This window comes from Flavobacterium turcicum (genome assembly GCF_011365745.1).
Lineage (GTDB): Bacteria > Bacteroidota > Bacteroidia > Flavobacteriales > Flavobacteriaceae > Flavobacterium > Flavobacterium turcicum.
Window position 1 is genome coordinate 76,255 of sequence record NZ_JAAOBY010000008.1, and the last position, 20,428, is coordinate 96,682.

A 20,428-nucleotide genomic window follows, 5' to 3' on the forward strand; every position below is an offset into this window, starting at 1 on the left:
TGAGAAATCAGAAATAGTTTCGATAGGGTTTTCAAAACTATCTTTTGCCGAAAATACAACCTTATAGTTTCCAGATTGATAATTAGTTATGAAATCGAGTGCGATATTTTTGTCCTTTTCAGTATCTATTTTTTTTGAAAACAGTAAAATTTCAGTTGGTTTTTTTGATGTTTCAGAATGGTTAATTTCGTAAGGAAATAATTTTTCAAATTCGGAATCCGAAATAGTAGCAATTTCGGGTTTAGTGAAAACTCTAGATTTGAATTTATTTTCAAACGGACTTACTTAATACAATTTAATTGCTCCTTTTGTAGCTTTAAATTCTCCATTTAAATTTGTGCTACTCAGGTTGATTTCATTTTTGTTTTTCGTTTCAATCCTGTTTGCTATAAATGCATTCAATACCAAATCATGGTAACCTACTTTAATCGTGGTAACGGCAGTATGTGTTTCTCCATTAATATCAGTAACGCTTGCGTTTATTCTATAATTAAAAACAGGAAGCTGTTCCTTACTCGCATTTTTAGACGGCTTTGCAGTGAAATCAATCACAAATTTGCCTGAAGCATCTGTTTTAGTTTCGCTACTAATTAAAGTTTCTTCTGGCTCATAACTATAATAATTCCTGAAAGAATTCGTGAAGCGAGTTATGGTGTAGGTTACTTTGGCATCCGAAATAGTGCTTCCTGCAAATGCTTTGGCAGTGCCTTTTACTGTAACCTGTTGATTAACTTGAAAGCTTTCTTTTTTAGGTTCGAAAGTAACTTCAAACTTTGGTCGTTTGTATTCTTCTACTCTAAAATAAGTAGATGAGTTTTCTAAAGTAACATTTTCTAACAAAGGTTGTTCATCTCCTGTAATGTCAGAAAACATATTTTTGGTGTAAGCTGCAGGGTGTTTTGCTTGTATTCTAAAACTTCCTGTCAAGCCTGTTTTTGGTAAAATAAATTCACCAGAAAAAGAACCAAACTCATTTGTGGAAACCTCAATATCTTTAAAGTTGTTGTCATTAGAGTCTTGAATGGTAACTAGAAAAGAAGTATTGGGAACAACATTCGATTTGTTATTCTTTTTTTGAATAGCAATTCCTTTGAAATAAACCGTCTGTCCTGGTCTGTAAATAGCCCGGTCCAGGTAAAATTCAACTTTTCTAACAATTTTTTTATCTTCTATTTTTTTATAATCATAACTGTTGTTTAAATATCCCTTTTGGATAAATAGGGTGTCATTTTTGGTTGAGAATTGTATATAACTATTAGCATAATTGTCTTTTTCTTTTGGGTGAAAAGCGAGTCCATTTTTATCTGTTTTTAGGGTTTTATTTAACAATTTGATAGTGACATTTTCTAATGGTGTTCCTGTTTTTCTATCTAAAACTGTGTAATATTCCGTGTTATCTTTTGTATTTGCTAAGACTGAAATATTTGAAACTGTTATGGTTTCAAACCCAAATCCTTTTTTCTCTTTAGAGTTACTATCACTTTCGAAATAGACTAGATAATTACCTGTTTCTAATTGTGGTAAAAGTACCTCGGTGGTGTACTCAAAATAATCTTTTTTGTCAATGAGTTCGTAGCTTTTTGTTATAAAAGGTTTATTATTAGCTACAATGTAGTTTGCCAAACTATCACTTTTTTGGTATTTTTGGTAAAATTCTTCCTTTTTGTTATTACTTATTTTAAAAAAAGAAACCTTTAAATTATTGGTGTTTCTATATCGAATGAATGCTCTTGTGTTTTCTTTATTGTAAATGTTTTGTTGGAGTTCAACTTGAATGGTTTTTGACAGTAGTTTTTCTTTGGCTTGTTGAGCCAGTTTGAAGGTGTTTGAACTATCATTAGTTTTTAAAACGCTTTCTAATTCGGCTAAAGCTTTATTATTATAATCAGGATGTACCTCTTTTGAAGCTAGATTTGCATAAGTTTTGGCTTTTTCTAATTGAATTTTTTGTGATTGAATATTCTCACTTGGTAGTGTTTCAAGGTTAACTAATGCAGTCAGTAAGTTTTCATCAGATTTTACAAGATAGTTAGAACAAAATAGTACACGTTCTAATTTGTTTTCAATAGTTGGTGCATCAGCTTCTAGCTTTTGATACAAGGAAAGCACCTTTTTTAAATTTTCATCTTCGATAAAATTAATGTTTAATTTTAAAAAGGCATCAGTGTTTCCTAATAAATTATTTTTATAAGCTTCAAATTGTTTCGCATCAAACTGCCATTCATATATTTTTGTTTGGTAAAAAGTAATGTTCTCTTTTAGCAGGTACTCAAACAGATTTTCTTTTTTTAATTTCTCTAAATTAAAAAAATTAAAAACCGCTTCATAATTGGTTAGAGGAATTGCTTTTAAAACGGACTCGTTTTCTAATGTTTTTTCGAATATTTTGTCAATGTCTTCTGAAGTATTGTAATTATTAACTGTTGCACTATCAATTAGATTTACGCTATTTTCATTTTCGACTGAGGATGAATCCACAACGGCTACCCCAAAGTTTTCATATTCTTCGTTATAATCGCTCAAACACTTTGCATAAACTAAATTCAAAATTGCTTTTGTAGGTATGCTGGCGGTCTTAATTTCAGTTTTAAGATTATGAATGATTTGACTTTTTGCATCTTCTTCAAGAACCTGCAGGTATTTTGATTTGTAAAAAAAGCATTTGATAATTTGCTCCTCGTTCTTATTTTGAACTGCTTTTTTATAAATTTTATCAACGAGTACAGAGGCTGATTTAATTTTACCCTGATTTTCGTTTGCAAGAACTTCTTGCCATTTTTTGTCAAATTGTTGCGATTGCATTACTGTGCAGGTTAAAAGCAAGAATAAAAGAATACCTCTCATAAATGAAGTTTTGTTTTAATAAAAAAGTTTTTCTCAAAAAGAATACTATAAAAGCAGTGTATTTTCTTCTTTTTTTGATGTAAGCTCCTAAATAAAAAAGCAATCTCCTTAACTGAATTAAGAAAATCGCTTTTGTAAAGTTTAGTAAGTTAAAAAAAAGTAACTAGGGTGTGGTATTGCGTTACTTGCTGGCAAATACCGAATGAATAACCCAAGCAGGTCCAATCAACAAAAATTGTAAATCCTTTATGAAGGAAGGTTTTTTACCTTCAATTTTATGTCCGTAAAACTGACCAATCCAACCAACTGAAAAGACAATTACAGAGAATAACAATAAAGAAATAAATTGCGCAACAATAAAATTCCCTACTAGGCAAATAGCTGAAAACAGTAGCATTTTTAACCCCATGCTGAACGATAATCTAAAGTAAAAAAGCAAGACAAAAATAAGAACTACAAAAGCCCAATTAGCAGTGATAGGGTGTATAGCTGCCAGTGGAGCAAGTATTTCGTTAGGGAAAGTCATGACCAAACCTACCACCGAAAAGAAAATTACAGGTACACAAATATAATGGATTTGCTTGTTTGTCACATTTTGATGACTTACACTGTATTCCTCGAACCAAGTTTGTAACGATTTCATAAACTGATGTTTTGAGCTAATGTAATAAAAAGTTATTAAAATCATAAAATCACCATTAATTTTTTAGGGCGTCAGACTTTTCAATACTGAGATTCCAGATATTTGGCAAGGACTTTGCAAACTATGTTTGTAATTCCTTTTTTCAAAGAAGAGGATTTCGAAGCGCATTCAGTTTAAAAAGGGATTGCTTTTTAAATTGTTGCTCTTATTTATTTTAATTACCTATTTTTGAATTATGAAACAATTTCTTTATTTACTTTTATTGCTGCCAGCGATGATATGGTCTCAGTCTAATTTTGATAAAGCAGAAAAACTCTTCAAAGAAGGCAAATACAGTCAAGCCGAAGAAGTTTTTTTATCTTGTTTAAAAAACAATCCAAACGATTTAAAAGCAATCGAGTATTTAGGAGATATTGCAGGTCAAAATAAAGATTGGGATAAAGCGATATCCTATTACAAAAAATTAAAGGTAAGCAAGCCCTCAGAAGCGAATTACTTTTATAAATACGGCGGAGCCTTGGGGATGAAAGCAAAAGAAGCAAATAAGTTTAGGGCGTTGGGAATGATTGATGAGGTAAAGTCTTCGTTTGAAAAAGCAATAGCACTCAACCCGAAACACATCGATTCAAGATGGGCTTTGATAGAATTGTACATTCAATTACCCGGAATAGTAGGAGGGAGCGAGTCAAAAGCCATTAAATATTCGAATGAGTTGTTGCGCTTGTCACCTGTAGATGGATATTTGTCGCGCGGGCACATTGAAGAGTATTTTAAGCGCTATAAAAATGCCGAAGTACAATATAAAAAAGCCATACAGGTTGGCGGTTCAAAAACCAGTTATCAAAAGTTAGCTAGTTTGTACAAAAACAAAATGCGCGAACCAGAAAAAGCAAAAACTATTTTAGAAACCTATTCGAGCAAACAACAAGATTAAAAAATGCTTGTTTAAGCCAATAATTATAAACTCAATTTCAGAATGCGTACACATTTTATAGCTATCGGAGGCAGTGCCATGCACAATCTTGCTTTAGCCTTACACAACAAAGGATATCAAGTAACAGGTAGCGACGATGCTATTTTTGAACCTTCAAAATCACGTCTAGAAAAAAAAGGAATTTTGCCTGTTGAATTAGGTTGGTTTCCTGAAAAAATCACACAAGATATTGATGCCGTAATTTTAGGAATGCATGCTAAAGCAGACAATCCTGAATTGTTAAAAGCACAAGAATTGGGTTTAAAGATTTACTCTTACCCAGAATTTTTATACGAGCAGTCTAAAAATAAAACGCGCGTTGTAATTGGTGGTTCTCACGGAAAAACAACCATTACATCGATGATTTTACATGTAATGCATTACCATGACATTGCAGTCGATTATATGGTGGGTGCACAATTAGAAGGTTTTGATACGATGGTACATCTCACCGAAGAAAATGATTTTATCGTACTCGAAGGCGATGAATACTTGTCGTCACCTATTGATCGCCGGCCAAAATTTCATTTATACCAGCCGAATATTGCTTTGATTTCAGGTATTGCTTGGGATCACATTAACGTGTTTCCAACGTATGAAAATTACGTTAATCAATTTGAGATTTTCATCGAAAAAATAACCAACGGAGGTATTTTAGTTTACAATGAAAATGATTCGGAGGTAAAACGAGTAGCTGAAGCGGCAACTAATCCTATCCGTAAAATGGCATACAGCACTCCTGATTACACAGTTGCTGACGGAGTAACTTTATTAGAAACCCCTGATGGAGCGATGCCTATTGCAGTTTTTGGCGCTCATAATTTGAATAATTTAGCGGGAGCCAAATGGATTTGCCAAAATATGGGCGTGGATGAAGCTGATTTTTATGAAGCCATTGCTAGTTTTACAGGAGCTTCTAAACGTTTAGAAAAAATAGCCGAGGGAAAAGGCAAAGTAGCTTACAAAGATTTTGCGCATTCGCCAAGTAAAGTGGCCGCAACAACAAAGGCAGTAAAAGAACAATATCCGAACAGAAAACTGGTGGCTTGCTTAGAGTTGCATACCTACAGTAGTTTGAATGCTGAATTTTTAAAAGAATATGAAGGTGCACTAAATCACGCTGATGTAGCTGTAGTTTTTTATTCGCCAGATGCGGTAAAAATTAAACAGTTAGAAGAGGTGACTTACGAGCAAATTGCCAAGGCTTTCAATCGCGAAGATTTAGTGATTTACACTAATCCACAAGATTTTAAAGACTATCTATTTAATCTTGATTTAGACAATTCAGCTTTGCTGTTGATGAGTTCAGGCAATTATGGCGGATTGAATTTTGATGAGGTAAAACAAATTATCCAATAATTCAAAAAAGATGAATACGTTGTATCGTTTAGAAAATACCAATAGTGATAATCCTGATTTCAGAAAATTAGTGAGCTTGTTAGACCAAAGCTTGTGGGAAACGTATCCTGAACTAAAAGCGGATTATTGGGGCAACAACATTATTGAATTCAATCCGAATGTTGTGTTGGTATTTCGAAATGATGTAGCGGTAGCCTGTGCTTGTTTTAAAAAGTACGATACCAATTCGGTCGAAATTAAACGAATGTTTGTGAGTCCTGAGCATCGAGGTTTCGGACTTGCGCAGCACATGTTGCAGGAGTTAGAAAAAAATGCAGCAGCTTTAGGATTCACAAGTTTAATTTTAGAAACGTTGGTGAAGCAAACGGCAGCTATTGCTTTATATAAAAGTTTTGGCTTTGATGTAGTAGAGAATTATCCTCCGTACGAGAGCCGAGATTTAAGTGTTTGTATGCGTAAAACAATTTAAAGGATATTCAAATGGGGGAGCAATCTTTTTTTCCGATTACCAATTGGTCCGAAGACGATAAACCTCGGGAAAAATTAATGCTCAAAGGCAAAAGCGTCCTAAGTGATGCAGAGCTAATTGCCATTTTGATTGGATCGGGTAGTCGTAACGAATCGGCTGTTGCTTTGAGCAAACGGATTTTAGCTAGTGTCGATTCTAATTTGAATGCACTTGGGAAATTATCTTTGGCACAATTAACCCAGTTCAAGGGAATAGGCGAGGCAAAAGCAATTGCCATTATTGCTGCTTTAGAATTAGGAAGAAGAAGACGTGCAGAGGAAGCGACAGAGCTCACCAAAATAACCTCGAGCAAAATTATTTTTGAGATCATGCAACCCATCATTGGCGAATTGCCGCACGAAGAGTTTTGGGTGATTTACATGAATAATTCTAACAAAGTAATTTATAAATCGCAACTCAGCAAAGGAGGAATCACAGGAACCTTGGTCGATGTTCGATTGGTTTACAAAATGGCACTCGAAATGGGAGCAACAGCTTTAATACTGTGCCACAATCATCCATCGGGAACTTTAGTGCCGAGTGACGCCGACAAACATATTACTAAAAAAGTAAAAACAGCAGGCGAAAGTCTCGAAATAAAAGTGTTAGACCATCTTATTGTAACTGAAAGAAGTTATTTTAGTTTTGCTGACGAAGGATTAATGTAAATTGCACCATGAAAAATACCACAATTACAGATGTTTTTTTTGACCTTGATCACACCTTGTGGGATTTCGATAAAAACTCAGAACTTACATTTGAAAAAATATTTAAAAATCGTTTTCCAGAAGTACATACAGCACATTTTATTGAGCAGTATGTTCCTATTAACCAAGAATGTTGGAAATTGTATCAGTTTGACAAAATTACGCACGACGAATTGCGTTATAACAGATTAAAGCTGTCCTTTGATGCTATTGGTTATCATATTTCTGATGCTGACATTGAAATCGTAGCGAACGATTATATTGCTCTTCTACCAGAGAACAATCATTTATTTGAAGGAGCTTTTGAAATTTTAGATTACCTTTCCGATCGCTATCAACTTCATATTATTACCAATGGTTTTGCCAAAGTGCAAGAAAAAAAGATGGCTAACGCAAATTTAGTCAAGTATTTTAAAACCTTAACCAATAGTGAATTGGCGGGTGTAAAAAAACCAAATACTGCTATTTTCGAATATGCTTTAGATGTAGCAAAGACCTCAAAAGAGCGTAGTGTGATGATTGGTGATAGCTTGGAGGCGGATGTTTACGGAGCGCTAAATGCTGGTTTAGATGCAATTTATTTTAATGAAGCAAAACTAAAAGTTCCTAATGATATCAAACATGTAACTCATTTATTAGACCTTAAAAAACATTTATAATCATGAAAAAATATTTCTTAGTTGCCCTGATGTTGGTTTGTAGCTTGTCTAAAGCGCAGTCTATCAACGATTACAAAGCAGTTATTGTTCCTGTTAAATATGATTGGCTTAAACTTGATAATCAATACCGACTCAATACTTTGACCAAGTTTAATTTAGAAAAAGCAGGATTTACGGCGTTTTACAATAAAGAAAGTATACCAAGTAGTTTTAATGATCGTTGTAATTTATTATATGCTACAGTTCTTAATAAAAGTAGTTTTCTAGTTACTAAATTAGTTGTACAATTAAAAGATTGCAATGAAAAGGTAATTTTTGAGTCCGAAGTTGGAAAGAGCAAGGAGAAAGATTATAAAGTCGCTTACACGGAATCTTTAAATGAAGCGTTCGAATCGATTTTAGCGTTAGGATATCAGTATAGTGGTACATCAGTAGTTGCTCAAGAAACAGTTGTCGCAAAACCGGCGGAGCAAATGAGCGCTCCAAAGTCGAGCGAGGTTGTTGTTGCTCCTGCTGCTTCCACAGCGTCTGTGACTTCGGGTGCTGATTTGTTGTATGCGCAAGCAACAGCGACTGGGTTTCAATTGATTGATAGTACTCCGAAAGTAGTGATGAAATTAATGAAAACTTCTCAGCCTAACTCATTTATTGCAATCAAGGGAGAATTGCAAGGTTCTTTACTTTTAAAAGACGGACAATGGTATTTTGAATATTATAAAAATGATTTCTTACTATCCGAAAAAGTAAACGTAAAATTTTAAGTTTCACAATTATCACACAATAAAAAAGCCAGAATAATTTCTGGCTTTTTTTTTGTTTTAATATCCGTATTTGTCCTTCCAGCGATTTTTTAAAAATTCACGAATACTGTTTTCTCTCGAGTTATTCCCAGGAACATAAATTGGAGTATTGCTCAATGCATCAGGTAAGAATTCTTGTTCTGCAAAATTATTGGCGTAATCATGAGAGTATTTGTATTCTTCTCCATAACCAAGTTCTTTCATAAGTTTGGTTGGTGCATTTCGCAAATGAATTGGAACGGGTAAATCCCCAGTTTGTTTGACGAGTTGCTGCGCCGTACCAATGGCCAGGTAAGATGCGTTACTTTTTGGCGAAGTAGCCAAATAAACTGCACACTGACTAAGTATAATTCTACTCTCAGGATAGCCAATAGTGCTTACGGCCTGAAAAGTGTTATTCGCCATGATAAAAGCCGTAGGGTTAGCGTTACCAATATCTTCACTCGATAAAATAAGCATCCGTCTTGCAATAAATTTTACATCTTCGCCACCTTCGATCATTCGTGCTAGCCAATACACGGCTCCATTAGGATCGCTTCCGCGAATGGACTTGATAAAAGCGGATACAATATCGTAATGCTGTTCACCTGTTTTATCGTACAAAACAGTATTTTGTTGTACGAGCGAAAAAACGAGATCATTGGTTATGTTAACATTTTCAGATGCTGAGGCATTAATCACTAGCTCAAAAATGTTCAATAATTTTCGACCATCGCCACCAGAAAGTCGCAGTAAAGCTTCTGTTTCTTGTAAAACAATATTTTTGGTTGCGAGTATTTTGTCTTGTTTGATGGCGCGTTCCAACAAAGATTCTAAATCTTTTTTTGTAAAAGCATTTAAAATATAAACCTGACAACGCGACAAAAGTGCAGGAATTACTTCAAAGCTCGGGTTTTCAGTTGTAGCACCAATAAGTGTAATCCAACCTTTCTCGACAGCGGCTAACAACGAATCCTGCTGCGATTTGCTAAAGCGATGAATCTCATCAATAAAAAGGATAGGGTTTTTAGCTGTAAATAGTCCGCCACTTTGCTTGGCTTTTTCAATCACATCTCTAATATCTTTTACACCAGAATTTATAGCGCTCAAGATATAAAACGGACGTTTTGATTCTTGTGCTATGATCTGTGCCAAGGTAGTTTTACCCGTTCCAGGCGGTCCCCAAAATATTAAAGAGGGAATACTGCCACGGTTGATCTGTTGCGTTAATGACCCTTCAGGTCCTACAAGGTGTAGTTGGCTGATGTAATCCTCCAGTTTTTGAGGGCGAATGCGTTCTGCAAGTGGAGCTTCCATTGACGTTTGTTTGCTTACAAATCGCTCACTTTTGGGAAAATGTAACGATTTAAATTAAAATGTAAAATTACTATTTTTATTAAAAGTGAATGATATTTGAAGTCTATATGTTCAATGATTTAATAGTGCGGATTGATATGACGCTTGTCTTTATTAGAAATTTAAAAATGGTTTTTCTCATAATAATTAGTTTTATATTGTATTGCTGACAAAATAGCACGCTTGATGGTGTTGGATACATTTTTGAAGTATAATCTCTATAATTCAATTTGAAATGGATAAAGATTTTAGATACACTCATAAAGTATTCTGGTTTCCTTTTGCTTTTGTTTTTGCGATTTGGTTGGTTTATTGGTTACAAATTCGATTCGATTTTGATTTTGTAGAAAATGGAATTTTGCCTCGAACAGCTTCAGGTTTGCAAGGAGTGCTGTTCAGTCCATTTATTCATGCTGACTTGGAACATCTGTATAACAATACAATTCCGTTGATTGTTTTGTTGGCTGCGATACAGTTTTTTTATGCAAGTCAAGCAAACAAGGTGATTGTACTTGGAATCTTAGGTTCAGGACTGTTGACATGGTTAATTGGTCGGTCGAGTTACCATATTGGCGCTAGCGGATTAATCTATGTATTGTTCAGTTTTATTTTTTTTAAAGGAATTCAAACTAGATATTACCGATTAGTAGCACTCTCATTAGCTATCATTGTTGTGTATGGTGGGTTGGTTTGGTACGTTTTTCCTATGCCTGACGGTACAGAAGGGCAGTCTGTTTCCTGGGAAGGGCATTTGTCTGGATTGCTAACGGGCTGTTTCTTGGCGGTTAGTTTTGCAACGCCAAAGTTTAAAAAAACACCAAAATACGAATGGGAAAAACCGGACTATGACCCATCCGAAGATAAGTTTATGCAACGGTTTGATGCTGATGGAAATTTTGTGAACTTACCACCTATTGAAGAGCTAGAAATAATTGATGAACAACCTACAAGTTTATTTTATTTTACTTCAAATGCATTGGTAGTATATCATGTAAAACAAAAAAATGAACTAGAGCCGGAGCAATAGTTCATTTTATATATTGTGATTTTAGTATTTATTGACGTTGTCTCACCGCTTCATATAAGAAAGCACCACAAGCTACAGACACATTTAATGATCCTATGGTTCCAAACATTGGTAGTTTAGCTTTTTCATCAACTAGTTTTAAAACAGATGGGTTTACACCTCTATCCTCAGAACCCATGATGATAGCCACTGGCTCATTTAAGGCTATATCGTAGATGTTTTGGTCCGTTTTCTCAGTGGCTGCGACTGTCTTTATTCCGCTAGCTTGCAGTAAAAAAAGCGCGTCTTTAATATGTTCTACTTTACAAATTGGAATGTTAAAAACTGCTCCTGCTGAGGTTTTAACAGTGTCACCATTTACAGGTGCTGAACCTGCTTTTTGAACAATTATTCCATTAACACCAGTGCATTCTGCGGTTCTAATAATTGCACCAAAATTACGTGCGTCAGATATTTGATCTAATATCAAAAACAAAGGCTTTTTGCCGTTTTCAATTACAGTTTCAATTAATGTTTCTAAGTCAAAGAATGAAATAGGAGAGATGGTAGCCACCGCACCTTGATGATTGTTTGGTGTTAAGCGGTTGAGTTTTTCGACAGGAACGTAAGAGAAGTTAATATTACCGCGCTTCATGACTTTCATTAAGTCTTTCATGAGTTCGCTACTAGCTTCTTTTTGAATGTATACTTTGTCAACCGTTGCGCCAGATTGTATGGCTTCGATTATTGCTCTTATTCCAAATATTTGATGTTCTTTTTCCATGAGGCAAAGATATAAAAAAAAACCACCCCGAAAAAGGGGTGGTTTTAGTTGTAAAATTCATCACTTTTTTAGCGTGTAAAGATTGCTGGCCAGTTGGCTCCGCCTTGTCTTGTAAGTGTAGTTGTACCTGAATCGTTATAAGTACTTCTCCAGTTTAAAGTAATTGTGTTGCCTGAAGCAGCTGTAATGGTGTAAGTGTATGAGTCACCATATTGGTCTGTACCACTGGCAACTAAATTATTACAAAACCAAGTAACTCTTGAGCCAGCACTGTTCGCTGGATTGTCACCGTAGCACGAAGATCCGAACATTCCAAATGATAAATCACTTATAGCGTAAACGCCTGGTGTTGCAGTCTCAGTAAATCGAACGGTTCCAGATACTGATGTCCCGCAAGCCGCTCCTGCAGCCTTCATGTTTGTAGTAACGTACGTATGCGTACCAGCTAGACTCTCTGTTATAGGACAAACCACATTGGCACTGTACTGAAATGGAGATGCAAAATAAGCGCCTCCAACTACGTTGGTGTTTGAATTAGATCTTGTAAATACACGCCCGTCTTTTAAAACTTGTGCCAAACGAATTACAAATTGATCTCCACCAGTGTACTGTGCATCAGTTAAGCCAAGTTTAGTTTTCAATTCTGCTATAGTTACACTGATAACAGCTTGAGGTAATTCCCTTGTTCCAGCTGTAAAGTTTGCTGCCGCAATTGATTTAAGTAGTCCTTCAGCTTTTGGATTTGTACCATTTCCGGCAGAATTGTCAACAAATGAAACGTAAACATCAACTCTTTCAGTATCCTTGCCATCGTTTTTGTCTTGAACTTCTAGGGTTACTTGAAACTTAGCGTTTGCATCTCCAAGAGCGATACTAGGGTTGTCTACTTTAATTGTGCGAAGTGCTCCACCACCATTTACAGTGTTTTCTAAAACAAAGTCTACAGGATTATCTCCCTCACTACATGAGAATAAATAAGTAGATAGAACTACAACGCTAAGGTATTTTATTAATTTTTTCATGATTTATTTTTTTTAGTTACCAAATGGGAAACCTGTTTCAGGATTAGTATCCCAGAAAACACGTTGCGTTACTTTAGCTTTCTGTTTAATGTTTGGATTAGTACCAGTTACATCTGCGGGATATAAGAATGAACGAATGAAACCATCTGCTTTTTCGTCTATGTTTGGTTGAATTCTTCTAGGAAATCCCGTTCTGCGGTAGGCATTGTAAGCATCTGTACCATTTCCAAAAAGTGATATAAAAAACTCTGTAATTACAACATCTAGTCTTTCGGCGTTACTTGTTGCAGCATTATATTTGTCTGTTACAGCATTTATATAATTTGTGTCTGCGCTTAAAGCTGGTGCAAAAGAGGCAATTGCAGTTTTATCCCTATTAATAAATCCTCTTACTTTAGTCAAGGATTTTTGGATACCTGCGGTCATAAATGCTCTAGCATCACCAGTCCCTCCTGTAGATAGAGCTGCTTCAGCTCTCCAAAAATCAACTGTAGATGCTAATACGATTGGCGTTATACCACCTCCAGCAGCACCAAACGTAAGGCCGTTTATTGCTCTAAAAGTATTGTCATCAAATTTACCACCAGCTGGATAAACACCAACAGCAGTACGTTTTTGCCTGTCATTTGGAATTCCTTCGTCATTTCCATGATCTCTTCCCCAATATCCTTGGTCAGAGTCAATACGACAATATACATAACCGCCAGCTGCATAGTGTGCAGGTGCAGGCTCTACAGTACATCTTAAATCTTGCTCACTCACAGGAACTGTGTTTACTTGTCTGTAGAAGTAGTATCTCATTCTTGGATCCTGAGTTGTTTTTCCGTTTTTCATTTCATTCATCAACCAGTTAGCTTGGTAACCATCTTCTATTCCTGAAGGAGTGTAATTGGCAATGTAAAGCGGATGTCTGGAGTCAGGATTTGAATTGCTAATACCCCAGTTAAATTCAAAATCCTCTCCTGCACCAATGAAAGAACCTGATGAAATAATGGCATTGAATTTAGTTATTGCAGTTGGATCAACAAGTTTAGACTGTAAATAGATTTTTAATTTTAAAGTATTTGCTAATTTAATCCAAGTCGCCCAGTTTTTGTTATAATAGAAATCTATTGCGGGAGAAGCTGTTGAAGTTGCATTGAAATTTAAAATTGCTTTATCTAATAATGTTAAGGCTGCAGCATATACATCTTTACCAGCGTCCAGTTTTGGAGTAAGGTTTGTTGTGCTTACTGCTTCAGAGTAAGGAATATCTCCAAAATAATCTACAAGAGTCACAATGGTGTATGCCTCGATTACCTGACCTATAGCGATGTGCTTGGTTAAACCTTTTTCTTCAGCAATAGGAGCTATTAAACGATTGTTTTTCAAAATTACTGCATAAGCACTTGCCCAAGTACCGTTAAATGTGCTTGCCGAGTAGGCGTCATCTTGATAACTTCTACCAAACATGTATTTTAATCGGCTCACTTCTGCTCCAACTGTACCGAAACTTTGCATTGCTACTGCAAACTCTGTTTGTACTTTGTTTAATAATAAGTCTGGATTGGCTGCAGTTTCCGGTAATGCGTTCGGATCTTCTGTTAATTCAAGGTTTGTGGTTTCGCACGAGGAGAAAGTCACGATACTTATTAATGCAATAAGTAAACCTGCTGTTTTTAATATTTTTTTCATAATGTTCATGTGTGTTTTTTAGAAAGAAGCTTTTATACTAAAACCATATCTTTTACCGCTCGGCCCGTTTAAGAAATCGAAACCTCTTCCGTTTCCTACTCCGGTACCAACAACGTTTGGATCAAAATTTACGCCTTTTGGAGTGTTGAATGCGTTATAGTACAAGTTATAACCTGCTACGCTAAAACTAAGTGAACCGAAAGGTGTTTTTTCTAAAAATTTAGTTGGTAATGTGTAGCCCAATGATACCTCGTTTAAACGTACTACAGATCCGTCGTAAACGCTAAGTTCGTCCGGTCCGAAAGCAATATTGTTAAAGTAGTATGTTGAGTTGTTGATTTGAATATCGTTTGGTGTTCCGTCTTCTTTTACGCCAGGTAAAATGAACGTTTGTAATCTGTCAACAGTATCGGTAGTTAAACCTCTACCTAGCAACGCGGCAGTAGTTTGTGAGTAAACGTCACCACCACTTACATAGCTTATCAAGAAGTTTAGATTAAAATTCTTGAAAGTGAATGTGTTGGTAGTATTCAAAGTAAAGTCAGGATTTGGGTTTCCAATGATGAATGGACCTGCTTCAATAGCGTAATCACCCACGCTGTTAACTACAAAATTACCATTAGCATCTCTTTTAACTCTAGACCCAACCATAACGCCAACTTGTTGGCCTTCGATAGCTTGGTTACCTAGGTTGGTAAAACCAGCCGTTGTAATTCTTTCTAATTCACCAAGATCTTTTACAATCATTTCTCCCTTGAAAAAGTTTGTTGATAAGTCCCAATTGAATCCTTTATCGTCATTTTTAACTAGGTGAAGATCAAGTTCAATCTCTAAACCATTACCTTTCAATAGTCCAATATTAGTAAAAGTAGACAAGAAACCACTTGATGGATCAATAGGTGTTTCGGTAATTAAATTTTTTGTTTCTCTTAAAAAATAGGAAGCATTTAAGCCAATTCTGTTATCGAAAAATTTCGAATCAAATCCAAATTCGTATTCACTAAGTAATTCAGGTCGTAGGTTGCTATTTCCTAAGCGTGAACTTGCCTGTTGTGAAGCGCTTATGACGCCGTTAATGTCTGAAAATGCTCTAGGATTTCCTTCAATAGTATTAGCAACTGGATATGAATCTGCGAATCCGGCAGAAGTTCCATAACTAGCACGTAATTTTAAGAAGTTTAATCCTTTGTTACTTGTCATTGAAGAGAAAGCTTCTGTTGGAATAAAAGAGATGCTTCCTGCTGGGTAAATTATACTGTTGATAAACGTGTTAGAAACCCAGTCTTTTCGAGCTGACAAATTTACATACAAGTATTTTTGATAATTGAACTCAGCCAATCCATAAATACCAACGATGTTTTTGTTTTCGGTATATTGAATAGGTGATTGAGTGCTAAAGTTGTAATGTCTTTGAATTCCAAAAACTTGTTGGCCTTCACTAAATACTCCTTGTCTGTCATAAGATTGATATCTTGAAGTAGCACCCGCAGTAAAGTTAAGTCCAATTTCGTCTGTTAAATCATAGTTTCCATTTAGCATCAAGTTGTGATCCCAGATCAAATTGTTGTTGTCAACTGTTCTATAGTTTCCTAAAACCGGTCCTCTAGGAGCACCAACATTTGTATAAGAGCTATTTCTTTCGTTATAGAAGTCAAATCCTAAACGGTAGTTTAATTTTAAGTGGCTGTTTATTTCATACTCCAATGCAGTGTTTCCAAATGTTCTGTGCGTTAATTGGTTTATTGATGAGTTGTTAAGAGTCCAATATGGATTCACAATATCGTTTCCAGAACGATAGCTTAAGTTTGCTCCAGTTATAGGATGCTGTGATGGCCAGTTTTGCAAATCAACATTTCGAGGTGTGTAGAAAATATCAGCAAAAATAGACAAACCTGAACCGGCAACACCTGAACCGTTACTTCTTGCTACTGGTGGAGTTGTGAAATCAGTTCTTGAGAAATTCATTGTTCCGCTTATGGTAAATTTATTACTCAATTTAGATCTTCCTCCCGCACTAAATGAAGTTCTTTGCAAAACATTTCCAGGAGTAAACCCTTCATCATTTAAGTTTCCAAAGTTGAAATTGTAAGAAGTGTTTCCGTTTTCAGATGCACCTGCTAAGTTTACACTAGTATTAACTACAGCTCCAGTTCTAAAAAAATCTTTGACGTTATTAGTGGCAGGTTTATATGGTATACGTAAGCCTTGGTATTCTGGAAAAACAGACGCTAGTGCAGGTCTACTATAAGGGTGTAAAATGGTTCCATCGGCGGCGATACCTGATCCTGTTGCTGCATAGCCACCTAAGCCATCTTTATAAAATCCTGGTCCCCAGTTTGAAAAGAAGTTTCCATATGCTTGGTCGAATCCATTTCCAAAAGTATTTTGATAATCTGGTAAAGAAGCTATTTCATTAAAAAACAAGGATTGGTTTACTGTTATTTCATTTTTCTTACTTCCTTTTTTAGTTGAACCACCTTTGGTAGTGATTAAAATTACTCCATTTCGTCCTGCTGTACCATATAGGGTAGTGGCAGCATAACCTTTTAGGATATTTACGTTTGCGATGTTATTAGGATCTAAGTCAAGAAAACGGCTTGACCCTGAGTTTCCATCGGCAAAGTTTCCAGATGCATTTGTATCACTTGAGAATGGAACTCCATCCACAATGAATAATGGCTGTGTATTTCCAGAGATTGAATTCAGTCCTCTAATGTTAATACTTGTACCAGAACCAGAAATACCACTGGTTTGGTTGATGATAACACCGGATGCTTTTCCAGTTAAAACCCTGGCTACATCGCCCTCAGCTCTTTGTTCAATTGCTGCAGATTTGATTTCACTAACGGCATAGCCAAGTGATTTTTTCTCTCTTTTAATACCTTGTGCAGTTACTACTACACTTTCAAGTTCTGTAGTTTCGTTCTGCATTTTAACATTTAGGTTTGCTGATTTCGCAACAACCTCCTGATTTTTCATCCCAATAAAACTGAACAAAATGATGCTAGTTGGGCTTGCTTTGATAGAAAATTTTCCGTCAAAGTCAGTTTGAGTTCCGGTTGTGGTTCCTTTGACTAAAACACTTACGCCTGGTATTGGCATGCCTGAATTGTCCGTCACAGTTCCCGAAACTGCTCTCTCTTGCGCAAAGGTTAGTTGCGCTAGTAGTACTGTTAGTAGTACTAAAAATCCATTGAACTTTAGTTTCATTATTTAATTGTTTTGATTAGTGAAGCAAAACTCTTAATTATTTGTTAACTTTCCTAATTAAAATGTAATAATTTGTTTTTTAACAAAAATTATTGTGATTAATGGTATTAATTGTGATTTACAATGTTTTTAATGTAAGGTAAATTTTACCTCAGGGCTTTTACTTCTACTGGTTACCCTTGTTTTTTGCGCTGATGGCAATTATATGTCAAAAGGTTTCGGATTTGAAATTGTGAGTTAGGTATTGATTTTTTTTTGAAGTAATTTTTGTTTTTTAGTGTTATTTTGCAATTGAATTTTATTTTCATTTATGGCTTGATGTAGGCTTTATTTTTAAGGTAATTTTGGATTGGTATTTAAATGTTTTTTTTTGGGTTACAAAGTAGTTTGGCTTTGGTTTACAGCATTTTTAACTTCTGTTTTTCGAAGGTTATGGTCAAAAAAAAACCACCCCGATAAGGGGTGGCTTATTAATCAAAATCAAGAGTTGATTACTCTAATCTACGAATTACTTCATAGAATTCTCTTGGTGCAGCTGGATTGTATCCAACAGTAAGTTTAATGACGTCTTTTCTGTTGTTTGTTCTTTCGACAACATTAGAAGTCCCACATTTAGAAAGTGTCAAACTTGATGGATTTGTTTCACAAGAAATTGCTGCAACACCGTTTAATAATGTTGGTGCTCCTGTGAATGGGTCCTTTGTTAAAACAGTTACTTTGTCATTTGCATCAACTGTAAAATACCAGTTGTTTCCAGGGAAATTACCAACATATTCAGTGTGCTTGTATAAAGTTTCGCTTAACGCTTCAATTACACGTGTCGCTCCAACTGGTGAAGCACTGCTTGGAGTATTTACTCCAATTCTGAAGTAAGTCCCTTCTAGCACTTCGTATCTTCCAGCTAAGCTGTTAGCTCCAAGTGCTTTCACAGTAATAGTAATCGTATTGATTTCCGCAACTGACTCTGATGAATCAACGATTTCTAAAACAATATCTTTAAAATCAAACGGTACCAAACCAGCAGTTAGAATTTTTACAGATGCTTGAGCGCTTGTTTGCCCTGCAGGAATTGTAAATGTTTTCACAGGTAGTTCAAATTCTACTCCTTCTTTTGCTTCTGAAGTAGATTTTGTAGCTATAGTTACGGTAACATCTCTGTCTAAAGCAACGTTTTTACCGCCTGCATAAGAGATGTCAAAACTAAACGTTTTAGGAGTGTTTGCTGCATCTTTAATGATGTTCACTTCCGCTTCCGTTTGTGTAAATGTTGTCAAAACTGGACCTTTTCCAAAGTCTGTTTCGTCTTGGTCTAAAATAGCATCACATGAAGTAAAAGATACTGCAAGTACGATCGCTGCTATGGTTTTAGATAATAAATACTTTTTCATAATTATATATTTTATTTCCAGAATGGATTATCATTGAATGCTGATGCAGCTGTTTGTGCAGGTACATTTTGAGAGTTTCTTGAAATCTCAGAAGAAGGATATAAAAGTCTTACTGGTCTCTTTCCTCCACCTTCTGCGGGTTGTGGTAAGTTTGCAGGGAAACCAGTTCTTGTTTTCTCAATCCATAATTCAATAGAAGATGTACCGTTTAATGCAACCCATTTTTGGGTAATAATAGCTTGAACTTTGTTTGGCGATGAATCCCAAGAAACATTAGGGATATCTTGTGCTAAATAAGTTGTTGCAGCAGTAGTTGCATTAGGAACAGCTAATCTTGTAAATGAAGCACGTACTGCTTGTTCGTATTTCGCTTTTGCTGCAGCATCGCCACCAGCGATATAACCTCGAGCAATTGCTTCAGCTTGAAGTAATAAACTTTCTGGTAACGACATAATTGTTTGGTTTTGTGCCGCACTTACCAACAAGCCAGGTCCTACTTTCGCAAGGTCTTTTGATGTGAATCCAGTTCCAGGTAGAGTAGTTGATTGAGGTGCACCTTTAAAAGCGCCTCCAGTTGTAGCTCCAGCATAAAGTCTAGATAATCTTGGATCATTCGTAGTAGTTAAGTATCCAACAGTATAGTCAGATGCTACAGTAAAATCTCCTCTGTCAGTTTCTAAACCTGTTATCGGTCTTCTGAAGTATCCGAAAAATGGACTTTGTTTGTTAGTGTCATCTACATAAATTGGATTGGTGAAGATATCACTAGTGATGTATCCAGCCCCATTGGCATCAATTGTTGCAATTTGTGCACGAATGTAAGCATCTTGGTTGGTGTTGCTTAAACGTACTAACATTCTTAACTTGATAGTATTTGCAAATTGTGCCCATTTTGTCATATCACCGCCGTTCATAATGTCCTTTGCAAGAGGGTTTTCAGCATTTGCAGGCAAATTTAGTGATAGTGTCGCAGCTGCAGTTAATTCGTCAATAACAGCTTTGTAGACAGTTTGTGCATCATCGTACTTTGGCGTTATTAAATTAAGTCTTTGATTTGCCTCTGAATAAGGCACATTTCCGTAAAGGTCAACTAAGTATTGGTATTGGTAACCTTTCAAAATAGTTGCAATAGCTTTGTATGCGCTGTAATCAATATTTGAGCCTTCGTATTTTTGTACGTATGTTAAGTCTCTGAAAATAGATCCGTAAGATGTTTCAAAAATCGTAGCGTAAAATCCAGAATTTACCGTGTATCTAGCGAACTCTTGATTTGACGACCAGTTAGATGGGGTAGCCCAGTTGTATGCGAAATATTGACCTAAGTAGGTCATTTCGGTTGCATTCAATCTTGCAAGTGTATTTTGTGCTGCCGGTAAGGTTAACCCTGGGTTTGAGTTATCTGGATTATTTGGATTGGTGTCTACATCTAAATAATCACTGCAACTTGCAGTCATCACGGCTGCTAATGTTAGCAGTGTACATGATTTAATGATTTTTACTATGTTCATTTTTTAAT

At 35.6% G+C, this 20,428-nt stretch carries 16 protein-coding genes; 7 read left to right on the plus strand and 9 right to left on the minus strand.

Annotation, left to right across the window (positions count from 1 at the left end):
* Nucleotides 1–285 precede the first annotated feature (285 nt).
* Together G9Q29_RS12895 and G9Q29_RS12900 are read right to left on the minus strand one after the other, a co-directional pair.
* A complete protein-coding gene (locus G9Q29_RS12895) occupies nucleotides 286–2,844 on the minus strand; it encodes an MG2 domain-containing protein (RefSeq protein ID WP_166138091.1) in 2,559 nt (852 codons plus the stop codon).
* 181 nt (nucleotides 2,845–3,025) lie between these two features.
* Entirely contained in the window at nucleotides 3,026–3,487 is a 462-nt protein-coding gene (locus G9Q29_RS12900; protein WP_166138094.1) for an Mpo1 family 2-hydroxy fatty acid dioxygenase, read from the minus strand.
* 235 nt (nucleotides 3,488–3,722) lie between these two features.
* Here G9Q29_RS12900 and G9Q29_RS12905 point away from each other — a divergent pair, with 235 nt between their 5' ends.
* The 6 genes from G9Q29_RS12905 to G9Q29_RS12930 are packed head-to-tail and all read left to right on the plus strand — an operon-like array spanning nucleotide 3,723 to nucleotide 8,454.
* A complete protein-coding gene (locus G9Q29_RS12905) occupies nucleotides 3,723–4,421 on the plus strand; it encodes a tetratricopeptide repeat protein (protein WP_166138097.1) in 699 nt (232 codons plus the stop codon).
* A gap of 42 nt (nucleotides 4,422–4,463) precedes the next feature.
* Entirely contained in the window at nucleotides 4,464–5,819 is a 1,356-nt protein-coding gene (locus G9Q29_RS12910; RefSeq protein WP_166138100.1) for a UDP-N-acetylmuramate--L-alanine ligase, read from the plus strand.
* A 10-nt stretch (nucleotides 5,820–5,829) separates the two neighbouring features.
* A complete protein-coding gene (locus G9Q29_RS12915; RefSeq protein WP_166138103.1) occupies nucleotides 5,830–6,288 on the plus strand; it encodes a GNAT family N-acetyltransferase in 459 nt (152 codons plus the stop codon).
* A gap of 11 nt (nucleotides 6,289–6,299) precedes the next feature.
* Nucleotides 6,300–6,995 (plus strand): RadC family protein, encoded by a 696-nt coding sequence (gene radC / locus G9Q29_RS12920; RefSeq protein ID WP_166138106.1) that lies wholly within the window; start codon nucleotides 6,300–6,302, stop codon nucleotides 6,993–6,995.
* An 8-nt stretch (nucleotides 6,996–7,003) separates the two neighbouring features.
* Nucleotides 7,004–7,693 carry a YjjG family noncanonical pyrimidine nucleotidase gene (locus G9Q29_RS12925; protein WP_166138109.1) on the plus strand — a complete coding sequence of 230 codons (690 nt, stop codon included), beginning with the start codon at nucleotides 7,004–7,006 and terminating at the stop codon, nucleotides 7,691–7,693.
* Between the two features lie 2 nt (nucleotides 7,694–7,695).
* Nucleotides 7,696–8,454, plus strand: coding sequence for a hypothetical protein (locus tag G9Q29_RS12930; protein ID WP_166138112.1), 759 nt, complete (start codon nucleotides 7,696–7,698; stop codon nucleotides 8,452–8,454).
* Between the two features lie 57 nt (nucleotides 8,455–8,511).
* Here the strand turns inward: G9Q29_RS12930 and G9Q29_RS12935 are convergent, their stop codons facing one another.
* The gene (locus G9Q29_RS12935; RefSeq protein WP_166138115.1) at nucleotides 8,512–9,789 is read right to left on the minus strand and encodes a replication-associated recombination protein A; all 1,278 of its coding nucleotides are present in this window, start codon (nucleotides 9,787–9,789) and stop codon (nucleotides 8,512–8,514) included.
* A 274-nt stretch (nucleotides 9,790–10,063) separates the two neighbouring features.
* Here G9Q29_RS12935 and G9Q29_RS12940 point away from each other — a divergent pair, with 274 nt between their 5' ends.
* On the plus strand, nucleotides 10,064–10,855 hold the full coding sequence (locus G9Q29_RS12940; RefSeq protein ID WP_166138119.1) for a rhomboid family intramembrane serine protease: 792 nt from the start codon (nucleotides 10,064–10,066) through the stop codon (nucleotides 10,853–10,855).
* Between the two features lie 28 nt (nucleotides 10,856–10,883).
* On the opposite strand, the gene rlmB is transcribed toward G9Q29_RS12940, so the two are convergent.
* From rlmB to G9Q29_RS12970, 6 genes are all read right to left on the minus strand, one after another.
* Nucleotides 10,884–11,618: a 23S rRNA (guanosine(2251)-2'-O)-methyltransferase RlmB gene (gene rlmB, locus G9Q29_RS12945; protein WP_166138122.1), complete on the minus strand. Its 735-nt coding sequence runs from the start codon at nucleotides 11,616–11,618 to the stop codon at nucleotides 10,884–10,886.
* A 68-nt stretch (nucleotides 11,619–11,686) separates the two neighbouring features.
* Complete coding sequence (locus tag G9Q29_RS12950; protein ID WP_166138125.1) at nucleotides 11,687–12,640, minus strand: hypothetical protein; 954 nt, start codon at nucleotides 12,638–12,640, stop codon at nucleotides 11,687–11,689.
* Between the two features lie 12 nt (nucleotides 12,641–12,652).
* A complete protein-coding gene (locus G9Q29_RS12955) occupies nucleotides 12,653–14,314 on the minus strand; it encodes a SusD/RagB family nutrient-binding outer membrane lipoprotein (RefSeq protein ID WP_166138128.1) in 1,662 nt (553 codons plus the stop codon).
* Between the two features lie 18 nt (nucleotides 14,315–14,332).
* On the minus strand, nucleotides 14,333–17,524 hold the full coding sequence (locus G9Q29_RS12960; protein WP_166138131.1) for a SusC/RagA family TonB-linked outer membrane protein: 3,192 nt from the start codon (nucleotides 17,522–17,524) through the stop codon (nucleotides 14,333–14,335).
* Between the two features lie 491 nt (nucleotides 17,525–18,015).
* The gene (locus tag G9Q29_RS12965) at nucleotides 18,016–18,912 is read right to left on the minus strand and encodes a hypothetical protein (protein WP_166138134.1); all 897 of its coding nucleotides are present in this window, start codon (nucleotides 18,910–18,912) and stop codon (nucleotides 18,016–18,018) included.
* A gap of 11 nt (nucleotides 18,913–18,923) precedes the next feature.
* Nucleotides 18,924–20,420: a SusD/RagB family nutrient-binding outer membrane lipoprotein gene (locus G9Q29_RS12970; protein ID WP_166138137.1), complete on the minus strand. Its 1,497-nt coding sequence runs from the start codon at nucleotides 20,418–20,420 to the stop codon at nucleotides 18,924–18,926.
* Nucleotides 20,421–20,428: the final 8 nt, after the last annotated feature.

Coding starts and splice junctions, on each gene's coding strand:
- G9Q29_RS12895 (WP_166138091.1), bottom strand. CDS start 2,844: ATGAGAGGTATTCTTTTATTCTTGCTTTTAACCTGCACAGTAATGCAA.
- G9Q29_RS12900 (WP_166138094.1), bottom strand. CDS start 3,487: ATGAAATCGTTACAAACTTGGTTCGAGGAATACAGTGTAAGTCATCAA.
- G9Q29_RS12905 (WP_166138097.1), top strand. CDS start 3,723: ATGAAACAATTTCTTTATTTACTTTTATTGCTGCCAGCGATGATATGG.
- G9Q29_RS12910 (WP_166138100.1), top strand. CDS start 4,464: ATGCGTACACATTTTATAGCTATCGGAGGCAGTGCCATGCACAATCTT.
- G9Q29_RS12915 (WP_166138103.1), top strand. CDS start 5,830: ATGAATACGTTGTATCGTTTAGAAAATACCAATAGTGATAATCCTGAT.
- radC (WP_166138106.1), top strand. CDS start 6,300: ATGGGGGAGCAATCTTTTTTTCCGATTACCAATTGGTCCGAAGACGAT.
- G9Q29_RS12925 (WP_166138109.1), top strand. CDS start 7,004: ATGAAAAATACCACAATTACAGATGTTTTTTTTGACCTTGATCACACC.
- G9Q29_RS12930 (WP_166138112.1), top strand. CDS start 7,696: ATGAAAAAATATTTCTTAGTTGCCCTGATGTTGGTTTGTAGCTTGTCT.
- G9Q29_RS12935 (WP_166138115.1), bottom strand. CDS start 9,789: ATGGAAGCTCCACTTGCAGAACGCATTCGCCCTCAAAAACTGGAGGAT.
- G9Q29_RS12940 (WP_166138119.1), top strand. CDS start 10,064: ATGGATAAAGATTTTAGATACACTCATAAAGTATTCTGGTTTCCTTTT.
- rlmB (WP_166138122.1), bottom strand. CDS start 11,618: ATGGAAAAAGAACATCAAATATTTGGAATAAGAGCAATAATCGAAGCC.
- G9Q29_RS12950 (WP_166138125.1), bottom strand. CDS start 12,640: ATGAAAAAATTAATAAAATACCTTAGCGTTGTAGTTCTATCTACTTAT.
- G9Q29_RS12955 (WP_166138128.1), bottom strand. CDS start 14,314: ATGAAAAAAATATTAAAAACAGCAGGTTTACTTATTGCATTAATAAGT.
- G9Q29_RS12960 (WP_166138131.1), bottom strand. CDS start 17,524: ATGAAACTAAAGTTCAATGGATTTTTAGTACTACTAACAGTACTACTA.
- G9Q29_RS12965 (WP_166138134.1), bottom strand. CDS start 18,912: ATGAAAAAGTATTTATTATCTAAAACCATAGCAGCGATCGTACTTGCA.
- G9Q29_RS12970 (WP_166138137.1), bottom strand. CDS start 20,420: ATGAACATAGTAAAAATCATTAAATCATGTACACTGCTAACATTAGCA.